Consider the following 19,381-nt stretch of genomic DNA (forward strand, 5'->3'; position numbering starts at 1 on the left):
CGGTCTCCTAGGCTACGGGCAGCCCCATGGCAACCCGCGTAACGGAATTTATGGGGGGGACGATTTGACCGAAATCAGGTGAACTCCTGACCAGGGGAGATATGTAGGGCGATTACCTTAGTTTTTCGCTTAAAACCGCATGAATACTGGTATTTCACGCTTTTGGCGATGCGCAAATGAAACAGTCTTGATCGCCCTTCCTGGTAAAAAGCTGAACCCCATTCCGCGATTTTCATCATCCCCGATAAAACACCTGCATTAATGGTCCAGACGCCGGGCGCTATCGTGCCCGTAAAGTTTGATATATCAAATATCCCGAATGAAAAAAGGGCGACCGAAGTCGCCCTTTTTTAGATGATGCAAACAGATCAGACTGGATTAGAAGCCGGTCCAGGTACCGATGAGGACGCGAGCGCCGTTGTCGGTGCCGGTGGAGGCTACGCCATCCAGCTGCCAGTCTGCTGCCGCAAACGGACGGACATCCGCATCCTTGAACTTCATGTAGCGTGCTTGCAGGTAAGCGGAGGTGTTTTTGGACAGTGTGTAGGTGTACTGACCAAAGAACTGGTTTGCGTTGGCATCGTTGAACTTCTGGCCATCAATCTTGCTGTTGACAATATCTTGCCAACCCAGAGCCAGTTGGCTCTTGTTCCAGGCATAGGCGCCTGCAAGCAGGAACTGGTCATTCTCTACCTTGCCAGCACCAAAGCCGAGCGAGTTATTAGAGTCGCTCCACTTGTTGTGCTTGTAGCCACCGCGAACGGTAAAGCCGCTACGAGCAATATCCCAGTTACCTTGAACGAAGTAGAACTCTTGCTTGGCACCAGTATCGCCACCAGAGATGAAAGCATCATCCTGGTTCAGAGCAGTAAGACCCTTTTGTTGCTGATAGCCACCGGCCAGGTTCAGGCCAATATCTTTGTTGTTGTAGGTCGCAATAGCATCCACGGCCCAAGTCTGACCTTGCGCGGTTTTGGTACCCAGGTCATAGGCTACTTGCGCGCCAAAGCCATTGAAGGTTGGAGTCGAGTAAGCCAGGGCTTCCTTGAACCATACGCCATTCGCGCCGTAGTCTTCCCACAGATTGCCAGCGCCCCACTGGAACTGGTCCAGAGCCAGGTAAGACGGTGCAAATACGCGACCAGAGCGGAAAGTACCCCAATCACCTGCCAGACCAATATAAGCTTCACGGCTGCCCCATTCTGCGGTCTTTGGTGTCGCAACCTTTTGCGATACACGCCAGATCAGCTTGTTGCCGCTATCGAGTTTATCTGTACCGTCAAAATTCAGAATCAGGTCGGTTTCATTGCCAAGGGCGGTGCTGCTGGAGCCATCGGCTTTCTGGGAAGATGCCTGGTGGGTGCGGGCATAAATATCCATTTCAGCAGAACCACTGATGGAAACATCGGCAAACGCCGGAGCAGCAAAGGCAGCGGTAACTGCAGCAGCAATCAGAGCACGATAGAACATTGTTAATTTCTCCTGAAAATCGGCTGTAAAAAGAAACGCAAATCAGCCAAGCGCTGGTCTTGTGCAGCACGTTGTATGGCTTGCTGATTGGCCGCAGATTACGGGCAGCGCTTTTCCAAGAACAATGCGAAAAAAAACCAGTCAACAATGCGTTGCTGGTTTCAAAAACAAAAAATAATCCAACTTATTCAATAACTTAAAAAATCATTCTCAAATAAGAATTTTTGGCCTACCGATTAAAGTGCAACTAAAAGACCATAAAAAAAGGGCGACTTGCGTCGCCCTTTTTTAAGCTTGGAATCAGGAAATATCCAGGTTAGAAGCCAGTCCAGGTGCCCAACAGGAATTCAGCAGCATTGTCCTTGGTAGAAGCAACGCCCAGACCTTGCCATGTCAGACCAGCCGGGCTTACGCCTGCGTCGTTCAGCTTCAGGTAGCGGATACGAGCGTAGGTTTCAGTTTGCTTGGACAGTTGATAATGCAGGGCCACGTTGAACTGGTTAGCCTTGGCATCGTTGCTGTCTTTGATCTCGGTGTCACCAACATGCAGACCCAGACGATCGGTGAATTGGTACTTCACCAGGAAGTGGTACAGGTCGGTGTGAACGCCAGTCGCAGCGGAGGTCGCGCCTTCAAACTTTTGACGGGTGTAGTCAAAGGACAAGGTCAGCGGGCCGAACGGGTAACGGATACCGGTGAACAGCACGGAATCAGTGCCATCCGGATTAGCGGAAGTACCGGTCGTGCCCTTGATGCCTTCGTACGACAGGTCGAAGTGACCGCCAGTACCGAAGTCAACACCGCCACCGACTTCATAGCCTTGACCTTGGTCGCCGCTGGAGTAGCCGTTCGGGATGCTGTAGGAAGCAACCAGGGTAGCCGGGCCGAAGGTCACGCTACCTTGAATAGCGTTGTCCCAGAATGCCTGGCCGCTGATACCGTAATCTTCACCAACGTTACCCGAACCGTCGGTCAGGTACGGCCAGTCGTGACGCAGGTATTGGTCCATGAACACACGGCCGCTCTTGACGGACCAGTTGTCGCCGGCAACACCGATGAAGGCTTCACGACCGCCCCACTTTTGTTGACCCAGGGAGTAAATACCGCCGCCCGGCTTTTGCGACACGCGCCAGATGGTGGACAGACCATTGTCCCACTTGTCTTTGCCGTCGAAGGACAGCATCAGATCGCTTTCGATACCGAAGCGGTTGGTAGTACCGGTGCCATCAGCAGTAGCGTTGTTGGTACGGCCGATCAAATCCATTTCGGCGTAACCGCTGATGGTTACATCCGCAAAAGCCGCCGGGGCGGTAACAGCAGCAGTAACCGCAGCAGCAATCAGAGCACGCTTAAACATTTATAGGTCTCCTAGTTTGGAAGTTGGTTTTCACCAGCTTGAGTAACAGCGAGGCACCGGCACGAACGATGACGTGAACCTTGCTTCGGGGAAAGCATAAGTGAATTTATTTACGAGAAGCAAACCATAGCCGCCCGCGTTCCAGGAATTGTCTTATAAGTACAACAATTGATACGCGCCCCTCAGCATGCATACCAATCTCGCCAATACCACCCCTTTTTCATTGCTTGACAATAAAACTTCAAACCATTGATAAGAAAAGAATTATCCAGAATTTGTTGATACTTGCCCTTACTCGGCATGCAGACCACTTCAGCCCTCTCACTGGCTTACAGCAGCTTTTCAGCGTCGTAGGAAATGTTGTTGGCATGAGACAATTGCCCCGGCAACTCGGGTTTATTCTGATAAAACCGCCCCTCAAGAGCCGCTGCAGCCTGCTTTAGCTCGCCAGGCACGCGGGACGATTGAGCGTTGTCGAGGACTGAGGACGCAGCGGGCTATCTGCAGCGGTATTTTTACCAGAGGTCGTTGAGTCCCCTGGCGGGACATGCGGATGGGGTCAGGCGGGAATAGAGCTACAGGTACAGGTGAGCTGAGGTGAGGTGAGTGCTGTGTACCAATAATAAAAAAAGGCGACCCGAAGGTCGCCTTTTTATTGCCTGATGGCGTAACGCCGGGCCAATTACTTGGCAGCGATGTGTGCGATCAGATCCAGCACTTTGTGCGAGTAACCGGTTTCGTTGTCGTACCAGGCCACCAGCTTCACGAAGTTATCGTTCAGCGAGATACCAGCCTTGGCATCGAACACGGAAGTGCAGGTTTCGCCGTTGAAGTCAGTGGAGACCACGTCATCTTCGGTATAGCCAACGATACCCTTCAGTTCGCCAATGGCTGCGGCCTTCATGACAGCGCAGATTTCCTTGTACGTTGCCGGCTTGGCCAGACGTGCAGTCAGGTCAACCACGGATACGTTCGGGGTCGGTACGCGGAAAGACATGCCGGTGATCTTGCCGTTCAGTTCCGGAATCACCTTGCCCACAGCTTTGGCAGCACCCGTAGAGGACGGAATGATGTTCTGCGAAGCACCGCGGCCACCACGCCAGTCTTTGTGCGACGGGCCATCTACGGTCTTCTGGGTCGCTGTCGTGGCATGTACTGTGGTCATCAGGGCTTCAACGATACCGAAGTTGTCGTTGATGACCTTGGCCAGCGGAGCCAGACAGTTGGTGGTGCACGATGCGTTGGAGACGATTTCCTGGCCAGCGTAGGACTTGTGGTTCACGCCCATGACAAACATCGGGGTGTCATCTTTGGACGGGCCGGTCATCACGACCTTTTTGGCACCGGCCTGGATGTGTTTGCGCGCGGTTTCGTCAGTCAGGAACAGGCCAGTGGCTTCGGCCACAACTTCAACGCCGGCTTCGTCCCATTTGAGGTTGGCCGGATCACGCTCTGCAGTCACGCGAATAGTCTTGCCATTGACGACCAGGTGGCCATCTTTGACTTCCACGGTGCCATTGAAGCGGCCATGGGTGGAATCGTACTTCAGCATGTACGCCATGTACTCGGCATCCAGCAGATCGTTGATTGCCACGATCTCGATGTCGGAACGTTCCTGTGCTGCACGGAAAGCGATGCGCCCGATACGGCCAAAGCCGTTGATACCTACTTTGATAGTCATATATTCCACCAACTATTGAATTTGTTAACAAAACAAACAGGCCGGGCCACCGGTCTGCAACCGGTTTATCCAGCCTGCCCTGCCAGGAATTCTTGCGTCATATGTATAGGCCGGCGCTGCAAATACAACCCGGGGTTGCCAGGGCAGCTCAATATTACCGGCTCAATATAGACGCAAGTGTATGACAGTTACACGCAGACGGCGCGCAGCAAGATCAATGATCCCGCAGCACGCCGCTCTTACAAGGACGAGGCCTTACTTGCGAAACGCAGCGGCTTCACGTGCCAGCGCAGTAATTGCGTCCCAGTCGCCGGCAGCCACTTTGTCCTTCGGGGCCAGCCAGGAGCCGCCAACGCAACCCACATTGGGCAGTGCCAGGAGCTTGGGAGCGCTTTCCGGCGTCACACCGCCAGTCGGACAGAACAAAGCCTGCGGGAGCGGACTGCCCAGCGCCTTGAGCATGCCGTAGGAGCCAGCTTGTTCGGCCGGGAAGAGCTTGAGTGCATCAAAGCCCATTTCCAGCGCCGCAATGGCTTCAGACGGGGTCATCACGCCGGGCAGCAGCGGAATGTCTGCGGCGCGCGCGGCTGCAGCCAGCGTCTCGGTCAGACCAGGGGTCACGGCAAATTTGGCACCAGCCGATTTGGCCTGGGCAAATTGTTCCGGACGCACCACTGTACCGACACCGACAATGGCATCGGGGACTGCCTCGGCAATCAGACGGATAGATTCGAGCGCGGCTTCGGTGCGCAGCGTTACTTCCAGCACACGGATACCACCTGCGACCAATGCCTTTGCCAGCGGCACAGCATGTTCGGTCTTCTCGATAATCAGCACCGGCATGACCGGGCAGGAACGCATGATTTCACGAATTTGCATGATCCTGACTTTCTTATAAGTGTTGCTTAGGTTAAGCACCTTAATGCGCAGCTGCCATTCCCGAAAAACTGGCACGACGGGATAAAACCCGGCGAGTTGCGCCCCCGACTACCCTTGTCTGGTGGCTTAGTGAGCCAGACCCAGCGAAAGGGCACCTTCTTCCGCGCCAGTGGCAGCCTGACGGAAAGAAGCAAACAGTTCGCGGCCCATACCATGCTGGTGGGCAGACAAATCAGCCTCGGCACGCTCACGCGCGGCCCAGACTTGCGAATCGACCTTGGCTTGCAGAATGCCGGCCTCGGCATCCAGACGAATAATGTCGCCGTCGCGCAGCTTGGACAGCGGGCCACCCGCCAGCGCTTCCGGCGTGATATGAATGGCCGACGGCACTTTGCCGGATGCACCCGACATGCGACCGTCAGTCACCAGCGCCACCTTGAAGCCGCGATCCTGCAGCACGCCCAGCACCGGCGTGAGTTTGTGCAGTTCTGGCATACCCATGGCACGCGGGCCCTGGAAGCGCAGCACGACGATCACGTCTTTTTCCATCTCACCACGCTGGAAAGCGTCCAGCACCTCGTCCTGATCATGGAACACCATGGCTGGCGCTTCAACGAGGCGGTGGTCGGCTTTAACAGCAGAAATCTTGATCACGGCCCGACCGAGGTTGCCATCCAGCAAACGCAACCCGCCATCGACACTGAACGGCTTTTCAATGCGGCGCAAGACTGATTCGTCGGCCGATTCGGCGTCGGCATCACGCCAGACCAGTTCGCCGTCAATCAGGAACGGCTCTTTGGCGTAGCGGCTCAGACCAAAGCCCATGATGGTGTGGACATCTTCATGCAAGAAGCCGCCCTTGATCAGTTCGCGGGTCAGGAATGGCATACCACCAGCAGCATGAAACTGGTTCACATCCGACGTACCGTTTGGATAAATCTTGGCAATCAGCGGCACCACGGCGGAGAGATCATCAAAGTCGCTCCAGTCAATGATGATGCCGGCTGCCCGCGCAGCCGCGGTCAGGTGCATGGTGTGGTTGGTAGAGCCACCGGTAGCAAGCAGACCCACAATTCCGTTGACGATGACCTTCTCGTCGACAAGGCGGCCGACGGGGATGTATTCATCACCCACGGCAGTAATTTGTGCGGCACGGCGACCAGCTGCCGCGGTCAGCGCGTCACGCAGTGGTGTATTCGGGTGTACAAACGCGGCACCAGGCAGATGCAGGCCCATTATTTCCATGAGCATCTGGTTGGAGTTGGCCGTGCCGTAGAAGGTACAGGTGCCGGCACCGTGATAAGACTGTTCTTCTGATTGCAGCAATGCGTTGCGGTCACACTTGCCTTCGGCAAACAACTGACGGACTTTGGCTTTCTCGCTATTGGCAAGGCCGGAAGTCATGGGGCCAGCCGGCACGAACACAGCCGGCAGATGACCAAACTGCAATACGCCAATCAACAGGCCCGGCACAATCTTGTCACAAACACCAAGCAAAGTGACGGCATCGAACACGTTATGGGACAGTGCCACGGCGGTGGACATGGCAATCACGTCACGGCTGAACAAAGAGAGTTCCATGCCGGGCTGACCCTGAGTCACGCCATCACACATGGCCGGCGTGCCGCCTGCAAATTGTGCAGTTGCCCCCGCTTCGAGTGCAGCCTGTTTGATGAGGGCGGGATAGGTTTCCAGCGGTTGATGTGCGGACAACATGTCGTTATAAGACGACACAATAGCCACATTGGGGCGGCGCATTTCGCGCAGCATGATCTTGTCTTTTTCCGGTGACGCGGCCCAGGCATGGGCCAGGTTGGTGCATGCCAGGCCCTTGCGCAGAGGTTCCTTGCTGGCTGCGGCGTCCAGGCGGGCCAGATAGCGGTCGCGGGACTCGCGGCTACGTTCAACAATACGCCGTGTTACTTCGGCGAGCCGTGGGTGCACTGAACTGACAGCTGGCATTGCAGGACTCCGGAAATGGGGAACGCCATGGACCTGGTATTGCAATCCAGGCCGGGACTGAAATAGTTGCCGAGCCGTAGTTTTACTACAATCACCCTGCAGCGGCAACCGCCACTATGACACAAACTGGTGCTGCTGCAGTGCAGCATAAATCAATCTGGACGCGCTTCCGTCAGCTTGATATAGCGGCACAGCAAGACCCTGAGGCGGGGCTTGATATACCGTTTGCGTGGCCCTTTGAGCGTGTAGTAAGATTACAAAGCATTTCCTATGGCCGCGCTGGCAATTTTCAGCATAGATGAACAGAACGCGCCCCGGAAAGTCGCAATTGACGGCAGCATGAATCAGCTTTGGTGCGACATCAACTGAGCCCGTGCTGCCGTGTCTGTTTCGCCGTGCCAGGCGCACACCAAGGATTCTGTTTCAGAAAACAGCTTTGGCTGTTTACAGCAACGGAAGGCCGTCATGCCTTCCGCATAAAAGGAAAGGAACGCCCGATATGACCCCTAATGATGCTTTCGACATGGTGCTGTTCGGTGGCACCGGCGATCTTGTAATGCGCAAGCTGCTGCCGGCCCTGTATCACCAGCACCGTGACGGCAATCTGCCCAAGTCTGGCCGCATTATCTGTCTGGGCCGCAGCGCTACAGACACTGCTGCATATCTGGAAAAGGCCCATGGCCTGGCGAAGGGCTATCTGGGCAGCGATTACGAAGCCGCCGTGTGGGATGAATTTGCCAGCCGCATCCACTTCCTGCGCGTCGATGCCAACAACGCAGATGACTACAAACTGCTGGCCGACACACTGAACGAAGAGCAAGGCCGTTCGCGCGTGTTCTATCTGTCGACCGCGCCGGACCTGTTCGCCGGCATTTCCGAAAACCTCGCCAAGGTTGACCTGAACAAGGGCAACTCCCGCGTGGTGCTGGAAAAGCCACTCGGCCACGATCTGGCGTCCTCCAACGAGATCAACGACGCGGTTGCCCGCTTCTTTACCGAGCAACAGATCTACCGTATCGACCATTACCTGGGCAAAGAGCCGGTGCTGAACCTGATCGCACTGCGTTTTGCCAACACGCTGCTGGAACCGCTGTGGCGCCGTGAGTGGATTCGCGACGTACAGATTACCGTCACCGAGCAAGTCGGCGTAGAAACCCGTGCCGACTTCTATGACAAGACCGGTGCGTTGCGCGACATGATCCAGAACCACCTGGTGCAGTTGCTGACCATTGTGGCCATGGAACCGCCGGCCTCCATGGACGGCGACGCCGTTCGTGACGAAAAGCTCAAGGTGCTGCGCGCACTCAAGCCGCTGTCGCCAGAAGACGTACACACCAAGGTGGTACGTGGTCAGTACCGTGCTGGCGCCATCAACGGCAAGCCGGTTCCGGGCTACCAGGAAGAGCCAGGCGTTCCGGCGGGTTCCAACTGCGAAACCTTTGTCGCCCTCAAGGCTGAAATCCAGACCTGGCGCTGGGCTGGTGTGCCGTTCTTCCTGCGTACCGGCAAGCGTCTGCAAGATCGTCTGGCGGAAATCGTCATCAATTTCCGCGAAACCCCGACCTCGCTGTTCGGCCGCACTCACACCCCGAACCGTCTGGTGATCCGTCTGCAACCGGATGAATCCGTGCGTCTGTACCTGCTGGCCAAAGAGCCGGGCAATCAGGTGCGCCTGCGCCCGGTTCACCTGGACCTGGACTTCAAGGAAACCTTCAAGACCCGCGCTCCGGAAGCTTACGAGCGTCTCTTGATGGACGTGATCCGTGGTGACCTGTCGCTGTTCGTCCGCCGCGACGAGCAACGTGCCGCATGGCGCTGGGTTGAGCCGATTCTGGACTCCTGGGAAAACAGCACCGAAGCGCCCAAGCCGTACAACGCGGGTAGCTGGGGCCCGGCCGCCGCGTCCGCCCTGCTCTCGCGCGATGGCGTGTCCTGGCACGAAGAGTCGTAATTCGCGGTTGGTTTTGTAAAAAGCCGCACTTGCCGGTAATCGGGCTCCACGCCCGGTTACCGGTTGCCATATCTGGAATCAGGATTTTGTGCAGTGCAACGTATGTGCGTTGTCTGCCGATCAGCAATAACAAAGGAACAACAATGTCCCTGCAGTGGCATGAATTCGCCAGCAAAGACGAACTGGATCACGGCCTTGCAGCCGATATCGCCAAGGCGCTGAACGCCGCGATCGCTGCCCGTGGCAAGGCCTCGCTGGCGGTCTCTGGCGGCCGTACCCCGGCTGGCATGTTCAAGGCATTGAGCGAATCCGCCGTGGACTTCAGCAAAGTCTGGATCACCCTCGTCGACGAGCGCTGGGTGCCGGTTGATCATGCCGACAGCAATGAGCGCACCGTGCGCCAGAACCTGTTGCAGGGCAACGCTGCGGCTGCGCATTTTGTCTCGCCGGTGTCTGCCGCCCCGACCCCGCATGAAGGTCAGGCCGAGATCGAAGCCCGTTTTGCCACCTTGCCAGCGCCGTTTGACGTGCTGATTCTGGGCATGGGCGACGATGGCCACACGGCGTCCCTGTTCCCCAACGCCGTGGAACTGGAAGCCGCTTGCGCCTCGACCAACCTCGTGGCTGCGGTCACGCCGCCGGTTGCGCCGCATCAGCGCATTACGCTGACGCTGCCGACCATCGCCAAAGCGCACGAAGTGATCGTGCACATTACTGGCGAAGGCAAGAAGACCCTGTTGCAAACCGCCATGACGGAAGATAAACCCGTCACGGCGCAATTTCCGATCCGCCGTGTGCTGGATGCGGTAACCGGTCAGAAACTGGTTTACTGGACGGCCTGACCGGGCATTTTCAGATATGGGGTCGCCCCATATCCATAATCGGCAACGGGGTTACCCAAAAGGCAACCCCAAGCCCTACAAAGAGATGGAGTTAGACGCCTATGCTCGAACGCATCAAAACGATGATCGACAGCTTGTCCCGCTCGGAACGCAAGGTTGCCGAACTGGTGCTGGCCCAACCCAATCTGGTTGCGAATGCGCCCATTGCGCAAATTGCGGACCTCGCGGACGTATCGCAACCCACGGTCATCCGTTTTTGCCGTTCGCTCAACTGCTCGGGTCTGCAGGATTTCAAACTGCGCCTGACCCGCAGTCTGGTGTCCGGTGTGCCGTATGTGCACTCCATGGTGTCGGCAGATGACTCGGCGCACGATCTGGCCAAAAAGCTGTTCGACAACAACATCTCCCACCTCTTGCGCTGCCGGAACGAACTGGATACCGAAGCGCTGGAAAAAGCCATCAAAGTGCTGTCCAACACCCACAAGATCGAAGTCTGGGGTCAGGGTCAGTCTGGTGCGGTCGCCATTGACGCACAAAACAAGTTTTTCCGCCTGGGCGTACCGACCGTAGCGTATACCGATCCGCACATGCATGGCATGAGCGCATCCATGCTCAAGCCGGGTGATGCGGTCGTCGCGGTGTCCAACTCCGGCCGTACGCTGGACATGATCCGTTCGGTCGAAATTGCCCGTGATGCGGGGGCCGATGTCATTGGCATTACGCATTCCAAGTCGCCGCTGGCAAAACGCTGCTCTCTTTGCCTTTATGCCGACACAATGGAGGATCCTGACCTATACACTCCTATGATTACCCGGATCGTGCATCTGGTGATCATTGACGTACTGGCCGTCGGCGTCGCGCTCAAGCGTGGCCCGGAGCTGATCGACCAGTTGGAGAAAATGAAGCGCAACATGAAAGAAAAGCGTGTGCGCGGTCACGATCACTGAGCCATGAACACATTGCCGCAGCCTGGGTGCCAACCGGTTGCGGCAACAAAAACAGACTCTTGCAGTACCCGTAGTATCCACTAGCGCTTAGCGTGTAAAACAGGTCTTCAACCCAGAGTCCGCCACCTTCAAGGCAAGCGGACGTGAGGCCACAGGAAGAAAGGAAATACGATGTCCAAGCTGACCAGCTCGCCCGCCTGGCTTGCCCTCGCGGAACACTTCAAAGAAGTCTCGCCGTTGCACATGCGTGACTTGTTCCACAACGATCCTCAGCGTTTTGAGAAGTTTTCGCTGGAATCGGGTGGCCTGTTTTTCGACTACTCCAAGAACCGCATTACCGAAAAGACCATGGAGCTCTTGCTGACCCTGGCGCGAGAGTCCGGTCTGCAAAAACGCATTGAGCGCATGTTCTCCGGTGAAAAGATCAACGTCACTGAAGATCGCGCCGTGCTGCATATTGCGCTGCGTAATCTGGACAAGAACCCGATCCTGGTCGATGGCGAAGATGTCATGCCCAAGGTCAATGCGGTCAAGGAAAAGATGTTCCGGTTCTCTGACGAGATCCGTTCCGGCGAGCGCGTCGGTTACACCGGCAAGGCGTTCACCGACATCGTCAACATTGGTATCGGCGGCTCTGATCTGGGCCCGGTCATGGTCTGTAATGCGCTGAAAGACTTTGGTCACCAGCGCCTGACCATGCACTTTGTGTCGACCGTTGACGGCGACCAGGTGGTCTCCACGCTCAAGAAGCTGAACCCGGAAACCACCCTCTTCATTATTGCGTCCAAGACCTTCACCACTCAGGAAACCATTACCAACGCCCGCACTGCGCGCAAGTGGTTCCTGGATCGCGTGGGGAATGAATCGCACATCGCCAAGCATTTCGTGGCTGTGTCGACCAATGCCAAGTCGGTGGCCGAGTTCGGCATTGATACCGACAACATGTTCGAATTCTGGGACTGGGTCGGCGGCCGTTACAGCTTGTGGTCGGCCATTGGTTTGCCAATTGCCATTTACCTGGGCAAGCACGACTACCAGGATTTGCTGCATGGTGCCTACACCATGGACGAGCATTTCAAGAACAAGCCGTTCGAGCAGAACCTGCCGGTCATCATGGGCATGCTGGGTGTGTGGTACATCAACTTCTTTGGTGCCGCCACGCATCTGATCTCGCCGTACAACCAGTCTTTGCACCGCTTCCCGGCGTACCTGCAACAGCTGGATATGGAATCCAACGGCAAGACGGTTGATCTGAATGGTCACCGCGTCGACTACTCCACCGGCCCGGTGGTGTGGGGTGATGCCGGTATCAATGGTCAGCACGCCTATTACCAGATGCTGCACCAGGGTTCGCAAACGGTGCCGATCGATTTCATTGCCTCGGTAGAGCATCCAGAAATTCCGGAACCGCACAGCACCATCCTGATGGCCAACTTCTTTGCGCAAACGGAAGCCTTCTTGCGTGGCAAGAACGAAACCGAAGTGCGTGCGGAACTGACCAAAGCCGGCATTACCGGCGAAGCCCAGGATGCCCTGACGCCGCACAAGATTTTTGAAGGCAACCGTCCGACCAACTCCATCCTGATCCAGCGCCTGACCCCGCGCCGCCTTGGTGCGCTGATTGCGCTGTACGAACACAAGATCATGGTGCAAGGCACGGTCTGGAACATTAACTCCTACGACCAGTGGGGCGTGGAACTGGGTAAGCAACTGGCCAAAGCCATTGAGGGTGAACTGACCACCCCGGGCCTGACCACCACCCATGACGCGTCCACCAACGGTCTCATCAACTACTACAAGCGCAATAACCCGCGCTAAGCAAGTAGCACGGTGGCGTCTGCATCGGCGGACGCCGCCGTATCACCCTCGAATCACCCCATAACTACACCGCACAGCGGAAATGTGGAATCGCCCGACCACGAGTCAGGCGACGCACCGGACTGGATACGTAAACCCGGGCAGCATTAACTACATCCATCAAAAGGTATGGCAATGGCAGAGCAGATTCATGACCAGGACCCTCAAGAGACCCGTGAGTGGCTGGATGCGCTGGATGGCGTGCTTGAGAACGAAGGTGCCGAACGCGCGCACTATCTTGTAGAAAAATTGATCGGGCACGCCCGTGAAGACGGTGTGAACATCCCCTACACCGCCACCACGGCGTACATCAATACGATCCCGGTTCACCTGGAAGCCCGTAGCCCGGGCGACCACACTTATGAAGAGCGTATTCGCTCTTACACCCGCTGGAACGCAGCGGCCATGGTGGTTCGCGCCAACAAGATCAACGGCGATCTGGGCGGCCACATTACCTCTTTCGCTTCCGCCGCAACGTTGTATGACGTGGGCTGGAACCATTTCTGGCATGCCGCCAGCGACAATCACGGTGGTGACCTGGTGTATTTCCAGGGCCACAGTGCGCCTGGCATGTATTCGCGCGCCTTCCTGGAAGGCCGCATCTCTGAAGAACAACTGTTGAAGTTCCGTCAGGAAGTGGACGGTGGCGGCCTCTCCAGTTACCCGCATCCCTGGCTGATGCCGAACTTCTGGCAATTCCCGACCGTGTCCATGGGTCTGGGCCCGTTGATGGCCATTTACCAGGCCCGCTTCATGAAGTACCTGGACGATCGTGGCTTCAAGCAAAAGGGCGATCGCAAGGTCTGGTGCTTCTGCGGTGATGGTGAAATGGATGAACCAGAATCGCTGGGTGCGATTTCGCTGGCTGGCCGTGAAAAACTGGACAACCTGATCTTTGTCATCAACTGCAACCTGCAACGTCTGGACGGCCCGGTACGCGGTAACGGCAAGATCATCCAGGAACTGGAAGGCGACTTCCGTGGCTCCGGCTGGAACGTGGTCAAGGTGGTCTGGGGTTCGGGCTGGGATGCCCTGCTCGCGAAGGACAAGAAAGGCCTCCTGCAAAAACGCATGATGGAAGTGGTCGACGGCGAATACCAGACCTACAAGTCCAAGGATGGCGCGTATGTACGCAAGCACTTCTTCGGCGCGTATCCGGAACTGCTGGACATGGTTTCCAACATGTCCGACGACGACATCTGGCGCCTGACCCGTGGCGGTAATGATCCGCACAAGGTCTACGCGGCGTACAAGGCTGCGTCCGAGCACAAGAATCAACCAACCCTGTTGCTGGTGAAGACCGTCAAGGGTTACGGCATGGGCGCAGCGGGCGAATCGCAAAACGTCGCGCACCAGACCAAGAAACTGTCGCCGGATGACTTGTTGCATCTGCGCGACCGCTTCCGCATTCCGCTGTCGGACGAAGAAGCCCGCTCTGCCACCTTCTACAAGCCGGCTGCGGATGCGCCGGAACTGAAGTACATGCACGAGCGTCGTTCCGAGCTGGGTGGTTATCTGCCGTCGCGCAATCCGGTCAATGAATCGCTGGAAGTGCCGGGGCTGGATACCTTCAAGGCCCTGCTGGAAAGCTCTGGCGAGCGTGAAATGTCCACCACCATGGCCTTCGTGCGGATTTTGACCGCGCTGGTGAAAGACAAGACCATTGGCAAGCGCGTGGTGCCGATCGTGCCGGATGAGTCCCGTACCTTTGGTATGGAAGGCATGTTCCGCCAACTGGGTATCTGGAGCCACGTCGGCCAGTTGTACGAGCCGCAAGATGCCGATCAATTGATGTTCTACAAGGAATCGACCACCGGCCAGATTCTGCAGGAAGGCATCAACGAAGCCGGCGCCATGGCCGACTGGATTGCCGCGGCCACCGCTTACGCCAACCATGGCGTGACGATGATCCCGTTCTACATCTATTACTCGATGTTCGGCTTCCAGCGTATTGGCGATCTGGCCTGGGCTGCTGGCGACTTGCGCGCCCGCGGTTTCCTGGTCGGCGGCACCGCTGGCCGCACCACGCTGAACGGCGAAGGCCTGCAGCATCAGGATGGTCACGGTCATCAATTTGCCGAGTTCATCCCTAACTGCGTGTCCTACGATCCGACCTTTGCCTATGAACTGGCCGTCATCGTCCAGCACGGCATGAAGCGGATGTACCAGGACCAGGAAAACATCTATTACTACCTCTCGGTGATGAACGAGAACTACGCCCACCCGGCCATGCCGGAAGGTGCGGAAGCAGGCATCATCAAGGGGCTGTACAAGTTCCGTCCTGCCGCCGCCAAGGGTGAGTTGCACGTCCAGCTGATGGGTTCGGGCACAATCTTCCGTGAGGTGATTGCCGCCGCTGACCTGTTGAAGAACGACTTTGGTGTCGAGGCCGATATCTGGTCCGCCCCAAGCTTCAACGAGCTGCGCCGTGATGGTATGGCCGCCGTGCGCTACAACATGCTGCACCCGACCGAACCCACCCGCGAAGCTTATGTGACCAGCTGCCTGAAGGACGCCGAAGGCCCGACCATCGTCGCGACCGATTACAAGCGCAGCTACGCCGACCAGATCCGTGAATACGTGCCTGGCCGTTACGTAGTGCTGGGCACCGACGGCTTTGGCCGTTCCGACAGCCGTCAGCAACTGCGCAAGTTCTTCGAAGTGGACCGCTACCACGTCGTTGTCGCCGCGCTGAAGGCACTGGCGGACGAAGGCAAGCTGCCGCTGACCAAGGTGGCCGAAGCCATTGCCAAGTACGGCATCGAAGTGGATCGTCCGGCGCCCTGGACGGTGTAAATGTGTGAGGCGTGAGGTGTGAGGGGTGAGGTGAAAACCGGCCCCCGCACCCGCGCTCTTGATGATGGAGTGGGGCAACCCCTCACTCCTTACTCCTCACTCCTCACAGGATTCATCCCATGATTGAATTGAAGATTCCTGACATCGGTGGCCATGACGGCGTCGATGTCATTGAAGTGATGGTCAAACCGGGCGATGTGGTCGAGAAGGAACAATCCCTGATCACCCTGGAAACCGACAAGGCCACGATGGAAGTGCCGGCAACCGAAGCTGGCGTGGTCAAGGAAGTCAAGGTCAAGGTTGGCGACAAGGTTTCTGAAGGCGATGTCATCGTCCTCATCGAAGCCAGCGGCGCTGCAGCACCGGCTCCCGCAGCGGCTGCGCCAGCACCAGCTCCGGCTCCGGCTCCGCAAGCGGCGCCGGCACCTGTTGCTGCGCCGGCTACGGCCCAAAGCATCGAAGTACATGTACCGGATATCGGCAACTTTGACGCGGTAGAAATCATCGAGATCAACGTCAAGGTCGGCGATACCGTCTCCGTGGACGACTCGCTGATCACGCTCGAATCCGACAAAGCCAGCATGGAAGTGCCCTCCACCGCCGCTGGCGTCGTGGAAAGCATTGCCGTGAAAGTGGGCGAGAAAGTCGGCCAGGGCGCACTGATCCTGACCATCACGGGTTCTGCTGCAGGTGCTGCACCAGCGCCCGTGGCCGCACCCGCACCGGCCCCGCAAGCGGCCCCTGCACCAGCTCCGGCTGTTGCGGCCCCCGCCCCGGCACCGGTTGCATCGGCCAGCGTCAAGTTTGATGAAGAAGGTTTCCGCAAGGCCCACGCCAGCCCGTCCGTGCGCTCGTTTGCGCGTGACCTGGGCGTTGACCTTTCCAAAGTCAAAGGCACCGGTCCCAAGGGCCGCATCCTGCACGAAGACGTGCGCGGTTATGTGAAGAACGTGTTGTCTGGCGCGGTGGCCGCTCCGGCTGCCGCAGCACCGGCGGGTGGTTCGGGCGTGGGTCTGGATCTGCTGCCATGGCCGAAGGTCGATTTTGCCAAGTTTGGCCCGATCGAAACCAGGCCGCTGTCGCGCATCCAGAAAATCTCTGGCGCCAACCTCTCCCGCAACTGGGTGATGATTCCGCATGTCACGTTCAATGACGAAGCCGATATCACCGAGCTGGAAGAGTTCCGCAAGAGCATTGGCAAAGAATGGGAAAAGAGCGGTCTGAAGCTCTCGCCGCTGGCCTTCATCATCAAGGCTGCGGCCGAAGCGCTCAAAGCCTTCCCCAACTTCAATAGCAGCCTGGATGGCGACAACCTGGTGCTCAAGCAGTACTACCATATCGGTTTCGCGGCTGATACGCCAAACGGTCTGGTTGTGCCGGTGATCAAGGATGTGGACAAGAAGGGCCTGAAGCAGATTGCCCAGGAACTGACCGACCTCTCTGCCCTGGCGCGTGAAGGCAAGCTCAAGCCGACCGACATGCAAGGCGCCACGTTCACGATCTCCAGCCTGGGCGGCATTGGCGGCAGCAGCTTCACGCCGATTATCAATGCGCCGGAAGTGGCGATCCTGGGTGTCTGCAAGAGCCAGATCAAGCCGGTATGGGATGGCAGCCAATTTGCACCGCGTCTGTTGTGCCCGCTGTCTTTGTCGTTTGATCACCGCGTGATCGACGGCGCTGCGGCTGCACGCTTTACGGTATATCTGGGCAAGCTGCTGACGGATATCCGCCGTCTGGTCTTGTAATGACGTGAGGTGGGAGGTGTGTGGCGTGCGGTGAAAACCTGCGCCCCACCTCATACAGGCTAGCGGCTTTGTGCCTCTTGCCACTCTCCTCACCCCTCACACGGAGTCCTCATGAGTACTGTAGAAATCAAGGTTCCCGATATTGGCGGGCATGACAACGTCGATATCATTGAAGTCTTTGTCAAAGCCGGTGACGTGATCGAGAAAGAACAATCGCTGATCACGCTGGAAACCGACAAGGCCACCATGGAAGTACCGTCCACCCACGCCGGCAAGGTCGTGTCTGTGGCGGTCAAAGTGGGCGATAAAATCTCTGAAGGTGGCGTGGTGCTGACGCTGGAAACCGCTGGCGCGGCCGCCCCGGCACCCGCACCGACTGCGGCTGCGCCGTCGCCGCAAATGGCGTCGTCTGCCTCCCAGCCCGCCGCCTCTGCCCAACCGGCGATTGTTGCCGGCGATGTGGTCGAGTGCGACGTACTGGTGCTGGGCGCAGGCCCTGGCGGTTATACCGGTGCCTTCCGTGCTGCTGACCTGGGCAAGAACGTGGTGCTGGTCGAACGCTATTCGTCGCTGGGTGGCGTGTGTCTGAACGTCGGTTGCATTCCGTCCAAGGCGCTGTTGCATGTCGCCAAGGTGCTGACCGATGCGGAAGAAATGCGCGAACACGGTATTGATTTCGGCGCACCGAAGATCGACATCGACAAGCTGCGCGGCTTCAAGGATGGCGTCGTCAGCCGCCTGACCAAGGGTTTGTCTGGTCTGGCCAAACAACGCAAAGTCAACGTGCTGACCGGCGAAGGCCAGTTCACCGGCCCGTATACGCTCAATGTCACCGCAGCCGACGGCTCGGTGAAAACCGTGCGCTTCCAGAATGCCATCATCGCCGCAGGTTCAACCGCGCTGAAGATTCCGGGTTACCCTTACGACGATCCGCGCGTCATTACCTCGACTGGTGCGCTCAAGCTGGAAGGCATCCCGAAAAAGATGCTGGTGGTCGGTGGCGGCATTATTGGTCTGGAAATGGCCTGCGTATACGGCGCACTGGGTACGGAAATCAGCGTGGTGGAACTGGGCGATGGCCTGATTCCGGGCGCCGACCGTGACGTGGTGAAGGTGCTGACCGATCGTATCGGCAAGCGCTACAAGGTCATGGTGCGTACCAAGGTCTCCAACGTGCAAGCCACGGCTAACGGTCTCACTTGCACGTTTGAAGGCGACTGGGCCCCCAAGGAACCACAGACCTATGACAAGGTGCTGGTGGCGGTCGGCCGTCGTCCGAACGGCAAGCTGATTGGTGCGGAAAACGCCGGCGTCAATATCGACGAACGTGGGTTTATTCCGGTCGACAATCAATGCCGCACCAACGTGCCGCACATCTTTGCCATTGGCGATATCGTTGGCAACCCGATGCTGGCCCACAAAGCCACGCACGAAGCCAAGTGCGCGGCGGAAGTGATTGCCGGTGAAAAGAGCTATCTGGATTACCGTGCCATTCCGTCCATTGCCTATACCGATCCGGAAGTGGCGTGGATGGGTCTGACCGAAACCGAAGCCAAGGCCAAGGGCATTGCTTATGAAAAGGCCGTGTTCCCGTGGGCCGCGTCCGGCCGTGCGCTGGGTAATGGCCGCGATGACGGTCTGACCAAGATCCTGTTTGACCCGGAAAGCCACCAGATCCTGGGCGCCGCCATTGTTGGCGTGAACGCGGGTGAATTGTTGGGTGAAGCGGTGCTGGCCTATGAAATGGGCGCGGATATCAACGACATTGCCGGTACGGTGCACGCCCACCCGACCTTGTCCGAGACCGTCGCCATGGCCGCAGAAATTGCCCACGGTTCGATCACCGATCTGTATATCCCCAAGCGCAAGAAATAAACGCAAGGTGTGATGGTCG

The 19,381-nt window shown here is 57.5% G+C and carries 12 protein-coding genes; 7 read left to right on the forward strand and 5 right to left on the reverse strand.

The window, feature by feature from the left end; genetic code table 11:
• Positions 1-378 precede the first annotated feature (378 nt).
• The 5 genes from HNQ50_RS15870 to edd form a co-directional block, all read right to left on the reverse strand.
• The gene (locus tag HNQ50_RS15870) at positions 379-1,470 is read right to left on the reverse strand and encodes a porin (RefSeq protein WP_184102191.1); all 1,092 of its coding nucleotides are present in this window, start codon (positions 1,468-1,470) and stop codon (positions 379-381) included.
• Positions 1,471-1,786: 316 nt separating this feature from the next.
• Positions 1,787-2,827, reverse strand: coding sequence for a porin (locus tag HNQ50_RS15875; RefSeq protein ID WP_184102192.1), 1,041 nt, complete (start codon positions 2,825-2,827; stop codon positions 1,787-1,789).
• A 682-nt stretch (positions 2,828-3,509) separates the two neighbouring features.
• Positions 3,510-4,508 carry a glyceraldehyde-3-phosphate dehydrogenase gene (gapA, locus tag HNQ50_RS15880; protein WP_184102193.1) on the reverse strand — a complete coding sequence of 333 codons (999 nt, stop codon included), beginning with the start codon at positions 4,506-4,508 and terminating at the stop codon, positions 3,510-3,512.
• Positions 4,509-4,763: 255 nt separating this feature from the next.
• Positions 4,764-5,387: a bifunctional 4-hydroxy-2-oxoglutarate aldolase/2-dehydro-3-deoxy-phosphogluconate aldolase gene (locus tag HNQ50_RS15885; RefSeq protein WP_184102194.1), complete on the reverse strand. Its 624-nt coding sequence runs from the start codon at positions 5,385-5,387 to the stop codon at positions 4,764-4,766.
• A gap of 126 nt (positions 5,388-5,513) precedes the next feature.
• Positions 5,514-7,349, reverse strand: a complete 1,836-nt coding sequence (edd, locus tag HNQ50_RS15890; RefSeq protein ID WP_184102195.1) for a phosphogluconate dehydratase — start codon at positions 7,347-7,349, stop codon at positions 5,514-5,516.
• A gap of 499 nt (positions 7,350-7,848) precedes the next feature.
• Here edd and zwf point away from each other — a divergent pair, with 499 nt between their 5' ends.
• The 7 genes from zwf to lpdA all read left to right on the forward strand — a co-directional run bounded on the left by zwf (position 7,849) and on the right by lpdA (position 19,362).
• Positions 7,849-9,300, forward strand: a complete 1,452-nt coding sequence (zwf, locus tag HNQ50_RS15895; RefSeq protein ID WP_184102196.1) for a glucose-6-phosphate dehydrogenase — start codon at positions 7,849-7,851, stop codon at positions 9,298-9,300.
• Between the two features lie 143 nt (positions 9,301-9,443).
• Positions 9,444-10,142, forward strand: coding sequence for a 6-phosphogluconolactonase (pgl, locus tag HNQ50_RS15900; RefSeq protein ID WP_184102197.1), 699 nt, complete (start codon positions 9,444-9,446; stop codon positions 10,140-10,142).
• Positions 10,143-10,243: 101 nt separating this feature from the next.
• Positions 10,244-11,089: a transcriptional regulator HexR gene (hexR, locus tag HNQ50_RS15905; protein WP_184102198.1), complete on the forward strand. Its 846-nt coding sequence runs from the start codon at positions 10,244-10,246 to the stop codon at positions 11,087-11,089.
• A 171-nt stretch (positions 11,090-11,260) separates the two neighbouring features.
• Positions 11,261-12,907, forward strand: a complete 1,647-nt coding sequence (gene pgi / locus HNQ50_RS15910) for a glucose-6-phosphate isomerase (protein ID WP_184102199.1) — start codon at positions 11,261-11,263, stop codon at positions 12,905-12,907.
• A gap of 174 nt (positions 12,908-13,081) precedes the next feature.
• Positions 13,082-15,742 (forward strand): pyruvate dehydrogenase (acetyl-transferring), homodimeric type, encoded by a 2,661-nt coding sequence (aceE, locus tag HNQ50_RS15915; RefSeq protein ID WP_184102200.1) that lies wholly within the window; start codon positions 13,082-13,084, stop codon positions 15,740-15,742.
• Between the two features lie 119 nt (positions 15,743-15,861).
• The gene (aceF, locus tag HNQ50_RS15920; protein ID WP_221303217.1) at positions 15,862-17,487 is read left to right on the forward strand and encodes a dihydrolipoyllysine-residue acetyltransferase; all 1,626 of its coding nucleotides are present in this window, start codon (positions 15,862-15,864) and stop codon (positions 17,485-17,487) included.
• 111 nt (positions 17,488-17,598) lie between these two features.
• A complete protein-coding gene (gene lpdA, locus HNQ50_RS15925) occupies positions 17,599-19,362 on the forward strand; it encodes a dihydrolipoyl dehydrogenase (RefSeq protein WP_184102201.1) in 1,764 nt (587 codons plus the stop codon).
• The last annotated feature ends 19 nt before the right edge of the window (positions 19,363-19,381 follow it).

The organism is Silvimonas terrae, from assembly GCF_014202765.1.
GTDB classification, from domain to species: domain Bacteria; phylum Pseudomonadota; class Gammaproteobacteria; order Burkholderiales; family Chitinibacteraceae; genus Silvimonas; species Silvimonas terrae.

What these genes read in the sequence shown, in the direction of transcription:
- HNQ50_RS15870 (WP_184102191.1), bottom strand. Translation starts at nt 1,470, where the DNA reads ATGTTCTATCGTGCTCTGATTGCTGCTGCAGTTACCGCTGCCTTTGCT.
- HNQ50_RS15875 (WP_184102192.1), bottom strand. Translation starts at nt 2,827, where the DNA reads ATGTTTAAGCGTGCTCTGATTGCTGCTGCGGTTACTGCTGCTGTTACC.
- gapA (WP_184102193.1), bottom strand. Translation starts at nt 4,508, where the DNA reads ATGACTATCAAAGTAGGTATCAACGGCTTTGGCCGTATCGGGCGCATC.
- HNQ50_RS15885 (WP_184102194.1), bottom strand. Translation starts at nt 5,387, where the DNA reads ATGCAAATTCGTGAAATCATGCGTTCCTGCCCGGTCATGCCGGTGCTG.
- edd (WP_184102195.1), bottom strand. Translation starts at nt 7,349, where the DNA reads ATGCCAGCTGTCAGTTCAGTGCACCCACGGCTCGCCGAAGTAACACGG.
- zwf (WP_184102196.1), top strand. Translation starts at nt 7,849, where the DNA reads ATGACCCCTAATGATGCTTTCGACATGGTGCTGTTCGGTGGCACCGGC.
- pgl (WP_184102197.1), top strand. Translation starts at nt 9,444, where the DNA reads ATGTCCCTGCAGTGGCATGAATTCGCCAGCAAAGACGAACTGGATCAC.
- hexR (WP_184102198.1), top strand. Translation starts at nt 10,244, where the DNA reads ATGCTCGAACGCATCAAAACGATGATCGACAGCTTGTCCCGCTCGGAA.
- pgi (WP_184102199.1), top strand. Translation starts at nt 11,261, where the DNA reads ATGTCCAAGCTGACCAGCTCGCCCGCCTGGCTTGCCCTCGCGGAACAC.
- aceE (WP_184102200.1), top strand. Translation starts at nt 13,082, where the DNA reads ATGGCAGAGCAGATTCATGACCAGGACCCTCAAGAGACCCGTGAGTGG.
- aceF (WP_221303217.1), top strand. Translation starts at nt 15,862, where the DNA reads ATGATTGAATTGAAGATTCCTGACATCGGTGGCCATGACGGCGTCGAT.
- lpdA (WP_184102201.1), top strand. Translation starts at nt 17,599, where the DNA reads ATGAGTACTGTAGAAATCAAGGTTCCCGATATTGGCGGGCATGACAAC.